Genomic DNA, 16,107 nt, shown 5'->3' on the forward strand with positions numbered 1-16,107 from the left:
ACTTAGCAGTAAACAACGCCCGCAGAACATGCGGGCTTGCTTGCGTTCAGTATCTCCAATTGCTTGCCACGCAGGTCGAGGTGGTGAATAGCCCCTGGTTTCTTAGACGCCTGCCTCGTTCACTTACGTCTGCCTGTCTTTGTCATCGACATAATCTAAAATGGGGTGTTGCGACGACCGGTTGAATCTGCCGGCTCCAAAAATAGCAAGCAAAGCGTCTACAAATCTAGGGGCTATTCGATCTAAACGAAGGGGATATCCGCCAGATCGGGTGCCGTTTTATTCAATATACCTTCATTAATGAGAAGATGTTTTCTCTCTAATGGCGGTATGGCCAAACAGAGCATGATAATGCGCCTATCTGCAAAGGGGTTCACGAGGGTCACATTGGTGTGGGAGTAGTTTCGGGCTCCAAGCGAATTGGGCAGATAGTTTTCGCAGAATGAAAAGTCCAAGCTATTTTCGCGACAAAGATCGGGCAAAGAATTCCGCCAGTCCAAGTAGCGTTTCTTTAAATCGCTTGGCCTAATCTCGTCGCTAATGGCTTGGCCCATTTTTAGCCTTTTCATACCAAACCTTACGTTGGAAGGGTTTGCCACTGAATCCTTTCGTGGATTCCAGTCATTTGCGCGGGTAAGACCAAAAACATTGCCACGGATGAGCAGATGATCCTTGGGAAGCTTGTTATATATCTTGATGGAGTCGGTACCGCCTGCATTGACAGCATATCCAACACGAGCGAGAAAAACCCGTTTTCCCCATCTTTTTGGTTTGTTGCCTGTGATCCGCTTAAATGACAGCCCAACACGTTCAGCGATTATTTCTGCGGCATCGCAATCGCGCCCTGAATTCCAGCCGAAATCGGTTCCAAAAATCATTTTAGCTAAATGCATTTTGTCACGTGACGCGGCGAGTAACATACGTGAGTCTTGACCGCCCGATAGGGCCATTAGGCAGGGTTTTCCTTCAAGAAAACCGACCGTGTTTTGACGAAGCAATGCTATGAGACGATCGATAACTTCATCGTGGCGCAGGCGTCGCGGCTCCATAAGGGCATTGTCGGTTGGCCAGAATCTTGCTTGCTCAAACGTATCCAGCTTTAGGCTATGATTGGGCATAAGTCGCCAGCAACTTTTATCTGTCGTGTACCCTAAGCTGTATTGCCCCAAGCTCTTTTGAACCTTGATGTGCAAAAAGTCATCACGCTCGTTTATCGGTCGGTATAGAATGATCGGTAGGGTGCTTCCCACAATACCGGTTTCGCGATCGAAGACGACACCCATTTCACCAACAGTATCGGTATATACGTATTGTCCCGATGGGGTGGAGGTGAAGACGGCGAACCTTCCCACAAAACCGGCTATAATTTCTTCTAATTTTCGATGCAGATCAGAGTCATATTTTAGATCAAGTTTCAAATCGCCTGCCAGAAGCTTGCCTTCGGCATTTAAGGCGACCCCAATAAGAATTGCACAAAGCGTATCTGCGGCGAAAATGCGCACGATATCTAGCGACGCTGAGTGATGTAGATATCGCTCACCGATTTTGACACTGAGGTATTCGGCAATAGGGGGGGTACTATCGCGAGAGAACTGAAACTGACCAGAATACAGATCGCTTGGCTCTAGGTTAAGCTTTTCGGCTTCTTCTATCGCCAAGCAGATACCTGAACCGTGAAGGCGGGACGTCGTATCAGTCATAATCATTCCTTGTGTCGAAGCACCATCAAAAAAAACCGGCTTACCTGAAACTGCTTCATATTGTGGATGATCCCTCGCACTTCCGCTAATTGCCGTCTGTCCTAAGGACTGGGGGTCTTAACCGGACGAAGGGGCACAATCTATACCCTATGTTTCAACACCGAATACTCATACCTTGCATGGTTGCTTGTACAGGGCATTTTACGACGCTGTCCAATTGTTCCTGTGGCCATTAGCGATCCCAGGGGAAACACCGTTAAGCGCGGCCAAATCTAACGTCTACAGGTGCTTGCCCGTCTTTAGTCAGTGAAAATCGCGGCTCGGAAATATCTGTTTGGCTTGGGCGCGCGGGTTCTGAGCACGAGGGGGATAGCGGGCGGGTCGGGGGGCATCGTCTGCTTGAGGTTGCGTGATTCCCACTGCGCCGTCCATCGGATGTCCAAGATCAGCAATGCGTCCCGACAAATCCTCTATTTTTTCGGCGATCAGATGCACGACGATCCCTTCGCGTTGCAGCCGGCCCGTCACCCGCAAAAGGCGGCCGCCCATGACGATCTGGCGAAACTGGGTGTAAACCTTGCGCCATACCACGACATTAGACACGCCTGTTTCATCCTCTAGCGTCAGAAAAACCACGCCAGAGGCGGTGCCAGGGCGTTGGCGCGTGATAACAAGGCCGCACACAGATATTCGAGAAAGCGGCACAAAGGGGAGCTGATCATGCGGGGTCAGGCCCGGAATTGTGGGGCGTAAAAGCTCCATCGGATGTGCACGCAGGGTAAGGCGCAAAGCGATGTAATCTTCGACAACCTCTTCACCGAGGTGCATTTCTGGCAAGCGCACACCGGGTTCATTCAGGCCTTCGCCATCTAAGGGATTTGCAAATAACGGCAGCGGGGCCGGCGCAGAGATGGCGCGCACGGCCCATAGCGCATCGCGCCTGGTAAGCCCCATTCCAACGAAGGCGTCCGCTTCGGCCAGACGTTCCAATGCGGCGGGGGCAATGCCGCCGCGCAGCCATAGGGCTTCGGGATCGGGATATCCATTGCCACGCGCAGCTACGATCCAAGCCGCATCACTTTCGCGAAAGCCCTTGATCTGACGAAACCCGAGCCGCAGCGCCAAGGCCCCGTCTGCGCGACGCTCTAGCGAGTTGTCCCATGCGCTATGGTTCACGCAGACGGGGCGCAGTTCAATCCCGTGCTCGCGGGCGTCGCGTACGATCTGGGCAGGGGCGTAAAACCCCATTGGCTGTGCATTCAAAAGCGCACATGCAAAGATTGCGGGATGGTGGCATTTCAACCATGACGACACGTAGGTGAGCATCGCAAAGGCCGCCGCATGGCTTTCGGGGAAGCCATAATCGGCAAAGCCCTCGATCTGGACAAAACATGCTTCGGCAATGTCCTGACTGTATCCGTTGCGCATCATCCCTTGAACGAAACGGTCGCGGTGGGTTTTGATTGTGCCCATGCGCCGGAAAGAGGCAAGCGACCGACGCAGATGATCTGCCTCTTCTGGCGTGTAGCCCGCGCCGACCACGGCGATTTGCATCGCTTGTTCTTGGAACAGCGGAACGCCCAGGGTCTTGCGCGTGACCTCTTCGAGTGCGGGACCAAAGGGTTCGGCGGCCTCTAGACCTTGTCGCCGGCGCAGATAGGGTTTGACCATCCCCCCCTGAATCGGGCCCGGGCGCACAATGGCAACCTCGATCACCAGATCATAAAATTCGGCAGGCTTCATCCGCGGCAAGAAATTCATCTGTGCGCGGCTTTCGACCTGAAATACCCCCACCGCATCGGCACGGGTCAGCATGTCGTATGTGGGTTTATCCCCTTGGGGAACAGTGGCCAGCGTCAGATGCTTTTTCTCGTGATTTTCCAACAATGCAAAGGCCTTGCGGATACAGGTCAGCATCCCGAGGCTCAGGACATCAATCTTTAGAATACCCAACGCGTCGATATCGTCCTTGTCCCATTCGATAACGGTGCGCGCGTCCATTGCGGCATTTTCGATGGGGCACAGTTCATCCAACCGCCCTTGGGTGATGATAAAGCCGCCCACGTGCTGCGATAAATGTCGGGGGAACCCGATGAGTTCGCCGATCAGCCGCAGTGTTTGCGACAGCCGGCGATCATCAGGGTTCAGCCCCAATTCGCGCATCCGTTCGGGGTCGGCCCCATCATTCGAAATGCCCCAAATTTGGCCGGACAGCCCTGCAGTTACATCTTGGGACAGCCCCATGACCTTACCAACTTCGCGTATCGCTGCCCGCGACCGGAAATGGATAACGGTCGCGCAAAGCCCGGCGCGGTGACGTCCGTATTTTTCATAAATCCACTGGATGATTTCTTCGCGGCGTTCGTGTTCAAAGTCGACATCGATATCAGGGGGCTCGCCGCGATGCCGCGAGATAAACCGTTCAAAAACCATGCCAATCATATCGGGGCTGACGTCGGTAATGCCCAGAAGATAGCAAATGATCGAATTCGCCGCGGACCCGCGACCCTGACATAGAATACCGCGGCGGCGTGCCTCGGCGACAATGTCGTGGACCGTCAAAAAATACGCGGCATAGCCGAGCTCGTCCACAAGCCGCAGTTCCTTGTCCAGCAAGGCATAGACGCGATCCGAAGCGCCCTCAGGATAGCGCCGTCGAAGCCCCGCACGGGCCAGATGCTGTAGCCGATCCTGCGGGCTGCGTCCTTCCGCCCTCTCATCGGGGTAATCATATTTCAGCTCGGATAGATCAAAGCTGCAGCGTGTCGCAATTTCAATCGTGCGGCGCAGTGCAGCGGGGTGATGGCGATAAAGACGGGCCATATCGGCAGCCGGTTTCAGACGCCGTTCCCCATTTGGCAGGGCATCTGTTCCGATGCAGTCAATTGTGATGCCTTCGCGCAAGCACGTCAGCACATCTGCCAGCTGCCGCCGTGCGCTGTGGTGCATCAGCACATCGCCGACCGCCACCATCGGGGCAGACGCACGCAACGCCAGCGCGGCACAGTCGTTGAACCACGCCTGATCAGACCCGTCATACCGCGGGGTTGCACCTAGAAAAACGGATCTGGGATAGCGGCGCGCCAGTTTTTGGATGGGGGACAAGGCTTGGCTTAGGTCGGATGGCGGCAGGGCGATCAAGATCAATCCCTGACATCCCTGTAGCAGATCTTCGAGGTCCAAATGACACTCTGCCTTGCCTGCGCGCCGTTTGCCCAATGTCAGCAACCGCGACAAGCGTTGATATGCTGGCAGGTCAGTGGGCAAGGCTAACCAGTCGACAGGGCAATCCCGAAGCACCAGACGTGTGCCGACGATCAGCTTTGGAAGCAGGGGCGTCGCGTCAGGCAAGGCGGCGCAGGGAAGGTTTTGCGGCCTGCCGGTTGGCAACCGCGAAGAGCTGTCAATCTGCGTGCTCGATCGGATCCTCAGCGTATCGCGGGCTTCGGCCTTGAGTGTTTTCAATGCGCTATAGGCGCGTACCACCCCCGCCAACGTGTTGCGGTCTGTGATGGCGATAGCGCTTAACCCCAGTTCCGCCGCGCGCAGGATCAGTTCCTCGGGGTGGGACGCGCCGGTCAGAAAGGTGAAATTAGAGGTAACACCAAGCTCAGCATAGCTCATATGAATTCTCCTTGCACAAACCAGCCGGGGTTCTGCGGCGTGTAGAACAGCCACAAGCGGCGGCCTTCGTGTGTGTCGATCCGCCAGTAGTCGCGCAGACCCGAGCGCCAGCCATCGTCGTCCATCCACCATTCCGGCGCGATCCTTTCGGGCCCGGTTGCACGCCCAGTGGTCAATGTCATCCGCCGCCACCGGAACCGAGAGGGCGGCTGTGCCCCCTGTCCGGTGATCGGTTCGGGGGAAAAGATGCGCAGCGGCCGCGGTTTGACGCTGCCCCAACCGTTTTGTGGCGGGCTGGCCGCCGCAGGGGCCATGCGAAAGCTGCGTTCAGGGATGTGACTGTCGGCAGGCAGGAACCGCTGGATGTTCTCTAGTCCTATCCGTGTCCCAAGACGCGAGATGAGGTCATTCAGTTGGTCGGGTTGCGCTTGGCGGATCGTCCCGATCTGTTGCAGCGGCAAGGGCTCAACAATCACGGCCTGTAGGCGCATGACATCAATGCCAAACCCTGCATCCACCGCGCCGACGCCGCGTTCAAAGAGTGGCAGGATCCGCGTCGCGTCGCGCATGGCGCTGGCCAGTCGCAGCTCTACCTGTTGGCTGTCTTGATCGACGCGGCGGAGCGTCAAGACGAGCTTTCGGGCACCCGCCTCGTGCATTTTCAGTTTATCGCATAGCGGGATCAAGAGCCGTTCGACCGCAGCCATCACATCAGCCAGCAACCCGATAGGTTCAGGAATTGTCAGGCGCACGGCGTAATGGGGTGGCTCCTCGGCTGGGCAAATGGCCTCTGGGATGTGGCCCAAAGCCTGATCAAGGCGGGTCAATACCTCGGGACCGAACCGCCGCGCCAACGGCCCACGCGGCCGCGTCGACAGGTCATTGATATGACGGAGCCCAAGACGTTGCAGCGCGACAATTGTCGCTGGCGGAAGGCGCAGTGCTGCCACCGGCAACGGCCCCAACGCCCCGACCGTATCGCCATAATGCGCCAAGGCCCACGCCGCCCCGCGGGTTTCGCCCAGACCCAACCGCAAGGAGATCGCCGCGTGCTGTGCACGCTGGCGCATATCCTCCAGCATCGCCGTTTCATCGGGCCATAGATGTGTTGAACCGGTGAGGTCTAGCACCAGACCGTCTGGACCTTCATACCCAACCCAAGGGCAATACCGTGTCGCCCAACGGCGCAGCGTCGCTAGAAACCGTGCATCCAGATCGGGCTGTGCACTGTGGCTCACCAAGGTCGGACAAATCGCGCGGGCATCTGCAAGGCGCATGGTGCGATGCAGGCCCAATGCTTCGGCTTGTTGGTTCAGACAGTAAATCCTGTCGGTGTTGTGCTGGTTTAACGTCAGCGCAAAAGGGGCATCAACCGGTCGTACCTTTAGCGCCCGGTCGGAGGCCAACCGGGGAAACCACATGCACACAACGCGCTTTTTGAGACCATTGAACATCCCAGGCACCAATCGTTCCCGATTTGTTCTTAATAATTTCCCAATGCATCAGAGTCGAGTCCCCCTTTTCAGCATCAAAGGCAGGACGGACCCGCCACCGGGTCTCTGCGGCGTTCGATCCCATGCCTTCTGGGATAAGACACAGCCCTGTGGTGCCACCAGCTTTTGCAGCCAGTTGTAGCCGGCGCCCTTCGCGCAGGTTCAAAGGGCGCGAAATGTCGATCAACACACAGCTGAGCACCCCCTCGCGCAGGGATTCTTCGGCCACCGCAAGGCTGTCAGCCTGGTTTTTAGCAAACGCGACCAAAAGCTGGGCAGGGTCCAGGACAGTCGCAAGACCCAACGGATTGACCCTTTCGTGCGCGCGCTCTTCGCGAATCCAAAGCGTTATGCCCTGCAGCATACTGCCTACAATCGCACCAAAAACGGGCGCTGCAGGGCCGCAGGCTTCATGAACGCGCCCACGCTTTAAAGGAAACGTATCTGGAAAACCTGACTGCATACCTGCATATCTAACGCAACGGTCGCGCCGCGCCAATCCGGTGTCTTGAGTGACCCCCCCCCTGAAATTTGAACAAGGGGTCTAAGTTGCAGATTTGAGCCGCCCGTTTTGATTAAAGGGGCCGCTTAAACCAGCGAGCCAAGACGCCTACGATGCCCTCGCGGAACATCAGAACACCGATGACGAAAATCACACCTTGAATGATCGTGACCCATGCGCCGAATGTCGCCAGATAGTTCTGCATGGTGACGATAATCCCTGCGCCAACAAGGGGCCCAAAGATGGTGCCCATGCCGCCCAACAACGTCATCAGAACGACCTCGCCTGACATGGACCAATGCACATCCGTCAAAGACGCCAATTGGAACACCTGCGATTTCGTGGCCCCCGCAACCCCCGCCATCGTCGCGGACAAGGTGAACACGATAAGCTTGTAGCGGTTGACGTTGTAGCCCAGCGAAATTGCCCGGGGTTCGTTTTCACGGATCGCCTTGAGCACTTGGCCAAAGGGCGAATGCACAATGCGGTACAACAACAAGATCCCGCCAAAGGTGACGGCAAGAACGAAGAAATAGAGCGCGAGATTGTCGGACAAAGAGAAGAGGCCGAACAGGTCACCGCGCGGGACGCCCTGAATGCCGTCTTCGCCGCCGGTAAAGTCGGCCTGAAGCGCAGTGAAATAGACCATTTGTGCAAAGGCCAGCGTTACCATCGCAAAATAGATGCCTTGCCTGCGGATCGCCAGTGACCCGATGACAAAACCCAAGAGGCCCGCCGCCGCTGCACCGCAAAGAACGGCCAGCTCTGGTGTCAGGCCCCAGACCTTGGCTGCGTGCGCCGCGACATAGCTGGCGCCCCCAAAATACGCGGCATGCCCGAACGACAACAACCCGCCAAAGCCTAGCAAAAGGTTAAAGGCTGCGGCAAACAGAGCGAAACACATCACTTTCATTGCAAACACGGGGTAGACGAAAAACGGCAGCGCGATCAGCGCGACCAGAAGCACTCCAAAGATGATCTTGTGCAGCGTTGGCATGCCTGTGGCTTCGCCTTTGGTTTTATCAGTCATTGCCATTATGCGGTCCTCCCGAACAGACCTTCAGGTTTGATCATCAAAACGATTGCCATGATGACGAAAATAACGACGGCTGATCCTTCGGGGTAAAACACCCGCGTCAATCCTTCGACGATACCAAGCATATAGCCCGTGACGATGGCCCCCATGATAGAGCCCATCCCACCGATCACCACGACGGCGAAAACCACAATAATAAGCTGTTCGCCCATCGTCGGGTTCACGGAATAGATCGGGGCGGCCAAGACGCCAGCAAATCCGGCCAGCGCGACACCAAACCCGTAGGTCAGCATCACCATTAGCGGAACGTTCACGCCAAATGCGCCTACAAGCGTCGGATTTTCGGTCGCAGCGCGGAGATAGGCACCCAAACGCGTCTTCTCGATTGCGAACCAGGTGGCAAAACACACCAGAACAGACGCGACAACGACCCATGCGCGATAGTTCGGCAGGAACATAAACCCAAGGTTCTGCCCGCCCGAAAGCACAGCAGGGATTTGATAGGGCAATCCGGAGATGCCGTAATAATTGCGGAACAGACCCTGAATGATCAGCGCCAACCCAAATGTCAGCAGCAGGCCATAGAGGTGATCCAGATGGTACAGGCGCGACAACATGGTGCGTTCGATGACGACACCAAAGACACCCACGATCAGCGGTGCCACAATCAAAGCGGGCCAATAGCCAATGCCCAGATAGTTCAACAGCATCCACGCGACAAAGGCACCTGCCATGTACAACGCGCCATGGGCAAAGTTGATGATGTTCAGAAGGCCAAAGATAACCGCAAGGCCCAGCGATAGAACCGCGTAAAACGACCCGTTGATCAGGCCAAGCAAAAGCTGTCCTAAAAGAACCTGCGGCGGCACTCCCAATAACTCAAACATATCCTGGCCCTATTGTGGTGTGGTAAGAAACATCCATCCCACCAGCACGGTGGGATGGAAAAAACGCGCTGCGTTACTTCTTGGAGAAGTCGCACTCTTCGAGCATGGGCAAGAACGCCTCTTCGCCACTGATCGAGGAAATCTCTTTGTAAAGATCCCATTCGCCGGTCGACTCATCGGGTGTTTTTACTTCGAAAAGGTACATATCGTGCAGCGCACGGCCGTCGGCACGCACAGTCACTTTGCCAAACAGCGGGTCTTCGATGTCCATTGCTTTCATCTTGTCGACGATCGCTTTGCCATCTTCGGCGCTACCCAGTTCTTTCACAGCGGCAAGATATGCCATTGTGGACGAATAAACGCCCGCCTGCACCATATTGGGCATAGCGCCATGCGCTTCCATAAAGCGGTCCGACCATGCCCGCGTTTCATCGTTCTGGTCCCAATAGAATGCTTCTGTCAGCGACAGACCTTGGGCCGTTTGCACACCCAAAGCATGGACATCGTTGGTAAACATAAGCAAAGCAGCCAGCTTTTGACCGGCTTGCGTGATGCCGAATTCCGATGCTTGCTTGATGGCGTTCACGGTGTCTCCGCCGGCGTTTGCCAGACCGATCACATCAGCGCCACTGCCTTGTGCTTGCAGCAGGAACGAAGAGAAATCTTGGTTCGGGAACGGCACATTGACCTGGCCCACGACCTCGCCACCGTTGGCCTTAACAACCGCCGAGGTGTTTTCTTCGAGGGAGTGACCGAAGGCGTAGTCTGCGGTCATGAAGAACCACTTTTTACCGCCCGCGTTTGTCAACGCCGCGCCGGTGCCATTGGCAAGGGACGCTGTGTCATATGTCCAGTGCACGGACGTCGGGCGGCATTGTTCGCGGGTCAACGCCGTTGAACCGGCACCCGAGATCAAGAACACGCCGTTGTTTTCAGCGGTGATATCGGCCACAGCCAGCGCGACAGAGGATGTCGGCACGTCGAGGATCGCGTTCACCCCATCCACGTCATACCATTGGCGTGTGATGTTCGAACCAATGTCGGGTTTGTTCTGGTGGTCGGCAGAAATGATTTCGACGCTCATGCCATTTTCGGCGGCTTTGAAATCTTCGACCGCCATACGTGCAGCCACAACCGAGCCTTCGCCGGACAAATCGGCATAGACGCCGGACCGGTCATTCAACACGCCAAGCTTGACGCTGATGTCTTGCGCCAGTGCGGGTGCTGCTGTCATCGCGGCGAATACCGCGGTGCTGATAACAAGATTCTTGGTCATAAATTACCCTCCTGATTATGACGCCTAAGCGCCCTATTTTCCCTACACGCCCAGATAATCGTGAAGCTTCTGGGCGTTTTCCTCCAGTTGGTCGTTGGGGATCATGTCAACGACCTTCCCCTGATCCACAACGTAATGCCGGTCTGCGACAGAGGCCGCAAAACGGAAGTTCTGCTCCACCAGAACGATTGTGAAACCTTCGTCTTTAAGCGCTTTGATGGTGCGTCCGATCTGCTGGACGATCACCGGTGCCAACCCTTCCGTCGGCTCGTCGAGCAGCAGAAACTTGGCCCCTGTGCGCAAGATCCGCGCGATCGCCAGCATTTGCTGTTCTCCACCTGATAGCTTGGTGCCCTGACTGCTTTTGCGGCGCTCGTACAAATTCGGAAACAGATCATAAATCCGCTCGACGCTCAGCCCGCCGTCGGCAATGCGCGGCGGCAACATGAGGTTCTCTTCGACACTTAACGACGAGAATATGCCGCGCTCTTCGGGGCACAGCGCTATGCCAAGCCGCGCGATCTGTCGCGGCTGTAGGCTGATCATCTCTGTGCCGTTAAAGGTGATCGATCCGGCGCGTTTGGCCAAGATACCCATGATGGCCAAAAGGGTAGATGTCTTGCCAGCGCCATTGCGGCCAAGCAACGTGACAACTTCGCCTTGGCGTACCTCAAAGTCGATACCGTGCAGCACGTGGCTTTCGTCGTACCAGCCCTGCAGATCTTTGACTTTTAACAACACATTGGACAGGGGTTCAGTCATGGCTGGCTCCGATGTAGGCTTCGATCACTTCGGGCGCCTTGGAGATCTGTTCGTATGTCCCCTCAGCCAGAATTTCACCACGCGCGAGGACAGTGATATGATCTGAAAGTTCCGCCACGACTGACAGGTTATGTTCGACCATCAGCACGGTGCGATTTTCAGCAATACGGCGGATCAACTGCGAGATCCGCTCGACATCTTCGCGGCCCATGCCGGCCATAGGTTCATCCAAAAGCAACATGTCTGGGCTAAGCGCCAGTGTGGTCGCAATCTCTAGCGCGCGCTTTCGGCCATAAGGCAATGATGCGGCCCGTTCGTCTGTAAGATCGCTCAGACCGACCTCGGCAATGTATTCGCGGGCTTGGTCGTCGAATTTTGACAACACACGATCAGACCGCCAGAAATCGTAGCTTTCCCCGCGGGCCCGCTGCAACGCCACACGGACATTCTGCAAAACAGTAAGATCGGGAAAGATCGCCGAAATCTGGAAGGACCGCACCATGCCCAAACGCGCAATCTCTGATGGCTTCATCCGGGTGATGTCGCGCCCCTCATAGGTTATCTGACCACGGGTAGGCTGCAGGAATTTCGTCAGCAGGTTAAAGCACGTGGTTTTGCCAGCACCGTTGGGGCCAATCAGCGCATGGATCGTGCCTTTTTTGACCGACAGATCGACATTGTTGACAGCAATGAAGCCTTTGAACTCTTTGGTCAAACCCTTCGCTTGTAGCGCGATAGTCATTGCTCCCCTCCCAAGGTCAATTCCCAGCAACGCTCACTAAGAGCTTAGTTTCAGGAGATGTCAAACAGGTGTTTCATTTTTTTTGAACGACCGGTCAGAAACGGGGAGTTTAAACTTGGAGGCGCAGTATTTTTGACGGCTGTAATAGGGCAGATTTTGCATTTGTCCTGCACTATTCGAAATTCCGCAGCGTTTTGCGTTGAAAATCTGAATCTTGGCAGAACTCTCTTTGAGATCGGGTTGCAAACCAAGACCGCTGTAGTAGGGTCCGGCTGAAGCACAAATTGACGCGACATATCATCCCCTTGCAAGCCGTAAGGGGCACCGGATCTTGTACCTGATACAAAGGTCGGCCCGGTGCATATGCCAGTGACGACGCTTTGCCGGCCTTCGCGATAAAATCGCGGCCGCTGAACTGAATGAACGAACAGGAGTTTCCATTATGAACCGCTACATCCTTAGTGCTGCGCTGGCAGCTGTCGCCGTCCCCGGTGCCGCATTGGCGAACGAAGATTGCGGCGAGATCACCATCGCCGAGATGAACTGGGCCTCTGCCGGTGTTGTTGTGGCTGTGTCCAACTTTCTGCTCGAGCAAGGGTATGGCTGTGATGTGACAGTCGTGCCCTCTGACACCACGCCCGCCGTCACCTCGCTTTCAGAGAACAACGAGCCTGATATCGTGCCGGAGCTTTGGCCAAACTCAGCCGGTGACGCTTATAAGAAAATCAAGGCCGACGGTAAGATCGTTGAATTGACCAGCGTTCTTGAACCCGGCGGTGTCGAAGGCTGGTGGATCCCGACGTATCTGGCCGAAGCGCACCCCGAGTTGAAGACCATCGAAGGTGTGATGGCGAACCCCGAGCTGGTCGGCGGCATGTTCAATAACTGCCCCGATGGCTGGGGCTGCCGGATTGTGAACGACAACCTAATCCGCGCGATGGATCTGGAAGGCTCGGGCATCGAAGTCTTCAACCACGGCTCGGGCGAAACGCTGGCCACGTCGATGGCATCGGCCGTGCAAAGCGAAGAGCCTTGGTTCGGCTACTATTGGGGCCCCACCACGCCACTGGGCAAGTTTGACATGACCAAGGTCAGCCTGGGCGAAGAGATCGAGGCGGCACAAAATGCCAACGCGAATGCTGATTCCGCCGACGCAGCCGTTACCGAATTTGCCACAGCGCCCGTCTTGACAGTTGTCACCAAGGATTTTCAAACCTCTCACCCCGAGGTTTCCGAGCTGATGTCCAACGTACAGTTCGAGACGGACCAGATGAGCAGCCTGTTGGCTTGGATGGACGAGAACAACGCCAGCAGCGAAGAAGCCGCTGTCTACTTCCTGACAAACAACACCGAAATCTGGAAAGACTGGATCAACGATGACGCGCGCACAAAGCTGTCCGCGCTTCTTGGCGATTGATCTGAAACGACACTTTCGGGCGGCCCGGTGCATCAAGCACCGGGCCGCCCTTTCTAGGTAATCGACTTTAAAGAACGAAGGGCAGATGCAATCGCCCTCACGGGGGATGCATGGCAACATACGATTTTATCTTTGACAAGCTCGGCTTGCGCGATTGGTGCGGCGGCGGGGGTGGTGGCGACAGCGCCCCGATGTCGATGGCTGAACTGCTTGGCAAAACAACCGGCACTGCAGACGAGATTTCGGCATGGGACACACCCTTTCCATCGCTCGACAATCTGCACGATGCCTGCAACGCAATCCCGCAGTCGCGCGATCTGACCACCGGTCTTGAAAGCGGGTTTTTGAACATCAAAGACAGTCTGAAAGTCGTTGTCGACCCTCTGACACAACCCCTTAGCTGGGCGCTGAACGAAATGCTCTGGGTGATGCAAGCAGTGCCGTGGTGGATCATGATCCCACTGTTGATGCTGATCACCTTTGTGGTTGGGCGGTCGCTCAAGCTGGTCGGGCTTGTAGCGCTTTGTTTCGGGTTTCTCGCCTTTGTCGATTATTACGATTACACAATGCAAACGCTGGCGATTATCTTCGTCTGTGCCTTCATATGCGTGCTTCTCGGGGTGCCGATAGGGATTGCGATGTCACGCAGTGACCGCACCCAACGAATTATGATCCCGATCCTTGATATGCTGCAAACATTGCCGCCCTTTGTGTATCTGATTCCGCTGATCTTCCTTTTTTCGGTCACCGAACCAAAACTGTATGGGATCGCGATTATTCTTTATGCCATCGTGCCCGTCGTCCGCTTAACCGACCTTGGTATCCGCCTTGTCGACAAGGATGTGATCGAGGCAGCCGACGCCTTCGGTATGACGAGCCGCCAAAAACTATTCGGGGTGCAAATACCGCTGGCGTTGCCCAATATTATGGCCGGCGTGAACCAAACAATCATGATGAGCCTCGCAATGGTCGTGATCGCCTCGCTGGTGTCCGCACCAGGGCTTGGGGTGCTGGTCCTGCGCGGTATTCGCAGTCTGGAACTGGGCGTTGGTCTGCTTTCGGGCTTGGGGATTGTACTGCTTGCGATCATCCTTGATCGGGTAACCAAAGCAGCGCTTGCCCGCATCAATGCCGGCCAGTCAGATTAAGGAGACGGACATGTCAGACGATATTAAGATCAAAATCCGGAACCTGTATAAAATCTTCGGCGACGACCCGAAATCGGCGCTAGAGCATGTCAAAAATGGCATGGGAAAGACGGAGCTGCTGGCCGAGCATAACCACGTGCTGGGGCTCAATGATATCAACGTCGATATACCCGCCGGTAAGACCACGGTGATCATGGGCCTGTCGGGATCGGGGAAGTCGACCCTGATCCGACATTTGAACCGCCTGATCGACCCCACCTCCGGCGAGGTGTTGGTCGATGGCGAGGATATCTTGTCTTACAATGACAAGCAGCTGCGCGATTTACGGCAACACCGGATGTCGATGGTGTTCCAGAAGTTCGCGCTGTTCCCCCACCGGACCGTTCTAGAGAACACTGGCCTAGCCCCGTCAATCGAAGGTCAAAGCCTGAAGAAGTACGAAAGCGAAGCACAAAAATGGCTCGCCCGTGTCGGCCTAGAGGGGCAGGGCGATCAATATCCCCATCAGCTGTCCGGCGGGATGCAGCAGCGTGTCGGCATTGCCCGCGCACTGACCAGCAATTCCGACATCATGCTGATGGACGAGGCATTCTCGGCGCTGGATCCGCTGATCCGAACGGATATGCAAAACCTATTGATCGAACTTCAGGGCGAGCTGCAAAAGACCATCGTTTTCATCACCCACGATCTAGATGAATCCCTCAAGCTGGCGGACCATTTGGTTATTTTGAAAGACGGTTTTGTCGTCCAGCAAGGTGAACCGCAGCATATTCTTTTGAACCCCTGCGACCCGTACATCGAAGACTTTGTCAGCGACATCAACCGCGCGCGCGTTTTACGCGTCCGGTCGGTCATGCGTAAGACCACGGAAACAACCGGCAACATTAGCGGTGAGGTTGATCACAACGACAATCTGGAATCGCTTATCGAGAAGTCCGGCGGCGACACGACCAACCGCTATCGTGTGATGAAAGACGGCCAGCAGGTTGGTACCTTGGAAATGGCCGATCTGGTACGTTCTTTGGTGCCGCAAGGGGGGTCGTCCGATCCCGACGCGGCACGCAGAACCGGGTGATTTGATTTCTAAGGTGGCATCCGAACTGGGGTGCCACCTTTTAGTGCTGCCCATTGCGATCGCAGCGCAGGGTGTCTTGGACATATAACATAACGTTCATTATCCGGTCTAGCGTTGTAGCGCGGGCACATTCTAAACTGGGTTGCGAAATTTCCCCTATCTTGCTGGAAAGCAAGGAGAATGAAAGATGGCCCATACAGAGCTAAACCTGCGTGAACGGCGCACGATTGAAGATATGTTGAATGCTAAGATACCCGTACGAGAGATAGCAGCGGAGATCGGCAGGCATGTTTCGACGATTTATCGTGACATCAAGCGCAACCGCTATGCCGACGAAGACCTGCCGGAATTGAACGGATACTATGGTGTTGTTGCTCAACGCGCTGCGGTTCAAAGGCGTGCACGCCGTCAAAAATTGGTGCGCCTTGTCGGCCTGCGAAAGGCT

Annotated in this window: 13 protein-coding genes; 4 read left to right on the forward strand and 9 right to left on the reverse strand. The window is 55.7% G+C overall.

Annotated elements, in window-relative coordinates; genetic code table 11:
- Positions 1-242: 242 nt before the first annotated feature.
- The 9 genes from BLQ98_RS16735 to BLQ98_RS16775 all read right to left on the reverse strand — a co-directional run bounded on the left by BLQ98_RS16735 (position 243) and on the right by BLQ98_RS16775 (position 12,022).
- A complete protein-coding gene (locus BLQ98_RS16735) occupies positions 243-1,700 on the reverse strand; it encodes a hypothetical protein (RefSeq protein WP_093734357.1) in 1,458 nt (485 codons plus the stop codon).
- Positions 1,701-2,003: 303 nt separating this feature from the next.
- A complete protein-coding gene (locus BLQ98_RS16740) occupies positions 2,004-5,324 on the reverse strand; it encodes an error-prone DNA polymerase (RefSeq protein ID WP_093734358.1) in 3,321 nt (1,106 codons plus the stop codon).
- Entirely contained in the window at positions 5,321-6,778 is a 1,458-nt protein-coding gene (locus BLQ98_RS16745) for a Y-family DNA polymerase (protein ID WP_093734359.1), read from the reverse strand. The genes BLQ98_RS16740 and BLQ98_RS16745 overlap by 4 nt, the downstream gene beginning before the upstream one ends.
- Positions 6,693-7,280 (reverse strand): ImuA family protein, encoded by a 588-nt coding sequence (locus tag BLQ98_RS16750; protein WP_093734368.1) that lies wholly within the window; start codon positions 7,278-7,280, stop codon positions 6,693-6,695. Before BLQ98_RS16750 ends, BLQ98_RS16745 begins: the two co-directional genes overlap by 86 nt.
- Positions 7,281-7,392: 112 nt before the next feature.
- Positions 7,393-8,355, reverse strand: coding sequence for a branched-chain amino acid ABC transporter permease (locus BLQ98_RS16755; protein WP_093734360.1), 963 nt, complete (start codon positions 8,353-8,355; stop codon positions 7,393-7,395).
- A complete protein-coding gene (locus BLQ98_RS16760; protein ID WP_093734361.1) occupies positions 8,355-9,242 on the reverse strand; it encodes a branched-chain amino acid ABC transporter permease in 888 nt (295 codons plus the stop codon). The genes BLQ98_RS16755 and BLQ98_RS16760 overlap by 1 nt, the downstream gene beginning before the upstream one ends.
- A 73-nt stretch (positions 9,243-9,315) precedes the next feature.
- On the reverse strand, positions 9,316-10,518 hold the full coding sequence (locus BLQ98_RS16765; protein ID WP_093734362.1) for an ABC transporter substrate-binding protein: 1,203 nt from the start codon (positions 10,516-10,518) through the stop codon (positions 9,316-9,318).
- Between the two features lie 42 nt (positions 10,519-10,560).
- A complete protein-coding gene (locus BLQ98_RS16770; RefSeq protein WP_093734363.1) occupies positions 10,561-11,280 on the reverse strand; it encodes an ABC transporter ATP-binding protein in 720 nt (239 codons plus the stop codon).
- Positions 11,273-12,022, reverse strand: a complete 750-nt coding sequence (locus BLQ98_RS16775) for an ABC transporter ATP-binding protein (RefSeq protein WP_093734364.1) — start codon at positions 12,020-12,022, stop codon at positions 11,273-11,275. Before BLQ98_RS16775 ends, BLQ98_RS16770 begins: the two co-directional genes overlap by 8 nt.
- 442 nt (positions 12,023-12,464) lie before the next feature.
- Between BLQ98_RS16775 and BLQ98_RS16780 the strand changes: the two genes are divergently transcribed.
- From BLQ98_RS16780 to BLQ98_RS16795, 4 genes are all read left to right on the forward strand, one after another.
- A complete protein-coding gene (locus BLQ98_RS16780) occupies positions 12,465-13,439 on the forward strand; it encodes an ABC transporter substrate-binding protein (protein WP_093734365.1) in 975 nt (324 codons plus the stop codon).
- 110 nt (positions 13,440-13,549) lie between these two features.
- On the forward strand, positions 13,550-14,587 hold the full coding sequence (locus BLQ98_RS16785) for an ABC transporter permease (RefSeq protein ID WP_093734366.1): 1,038 nt from the start codon (positions 13,550-13,552) through the stop codon (positions 14,585-14,587).
- Positions 14,588-14,597: 10 nt separating this feature from the next.
- A complete protein-coding gene (locus tag BLQ98_RS16790) occupies positions 14,598-15,662 on the forward strand; it encodes a quaternary amine ABC transporter ATP-binding protein (protein WP_093734367.1) in 1,065 nt (354 codons plus the stop codon).
- 187 nt (positions 15,663-15,849) lie between these two features.
- Positions 15,850-16,107 (forward strand): helix-turn-helix domain-containing protein (locus BLQ98_RS16795; protein ID WP_141135314.1); only part of this gene is annotated, 258 nt, incomplete at its 3' end.

The organism is Sulfitobacter litoralis (assembly GCF_900103185.1).
GTDB classification, from domain to species: domain Bacteria; phylum Pseudomonadota; class Alphaproteobacteria; order Rhodobacterales; family Rhodobacteraceae; genus Sulfitobacter; species Sulfitobacter litoralis.

What these genes read in the sequence shown, in the direction of transcription:
- BLQ98_RS16735 (WP_093734357.1), bottom strand. Translation starts at nt 1,700, where the DNA reads ATGACTGATACGACGTCCCGCCTTCACGGTTCAGGTATCTGCTTGGCG.
- BLQ98_RS16740 (WP_093734358.1), bottom strand. Translation starts at nt 5,324, where the DNA reads ATGAGCTATGCTGAGCTTGGTGTTACCTCTAATTTCACCTTTCTGACC.
- BLQ98_RS16745 (WP_093734359.1), bottom strand. Translation starts at nt 6,778, where the DNA reads ATGTTCAATGGTCTCAAAAAGCGCGTTGTGTGCATGTGGTTTCCCCGG.
- BLQ98_RS16750 (WP_093734368.1), bottom strand. Translation starts at nt 7,280, where the DNA reads ATGCAGTCAGGTTTTCCAGATACGTTTCCTTTAAAGCGTGGGCGCGTT.
- BLQ98_RS16755 (WP_093734360.1), bottom strand. Translation starts at nt 8,355, where the DNA reads ATGGCAATGACTGATAAAACCAAAGGCGAAGCCACAGGCATGCCAACG.
- BLQ98_RS16760 (WP_093734361.1), bottom strand. Translation starts at nt 9,242, where the DNA reads ATGTTTGAGTTATTGGGAGTGCCGCCGCAGGTTCTTTTAGGACAGCTT.
- BLQ98_RS16765 (WP_093734362.1), bottom strand. Translation starts at nt 10,518, where the DNA reads ATGACCAAGAATCTTGTTATCAGCACCGCGGTATTCGCCGCGATGACA.
- BLQ98_RS16770 (WP_093734363.1), bottom strand. Translation starts at nt 11,280, where the DNA reads ATGACTGAACCCCTGTCCAATGTGTTGTTAAAAGTCAAAGATCTGCAG.
- BLQ98_RS16775 (WP_093734364.1), bottom strand. Translation starts at nt 12,022, where the DNA reads ATGACTATCGCGCTACAAGCGAAGGGTTTGACCAAAGAGTTCAAAGGC.
- BLQ98_RS16780 (WP_093734365.1), top strand. Translation starts at nt 12,465, where the DNA reads ATGAACCGCTACATCCTTAGTGCTGCGCTGGCAGCTGTCGCCGTCCCC.
- BLQ98_RS16785 (WP_093734366.1), top strand. Translation starts at nt 13,550, where the DNA reads ATGGCAACATACGATTTTATCTTTGACAAGCTCGGCTTGCGCGATTGG.
- BLQ98_RS16790 (WP_093734367.1), top strand. Translation starts at nt 14,598, where the DNA reads ATGTCAGACGATATTAAGATCAAAATCCGGAACCTGTATAAAATCTTC.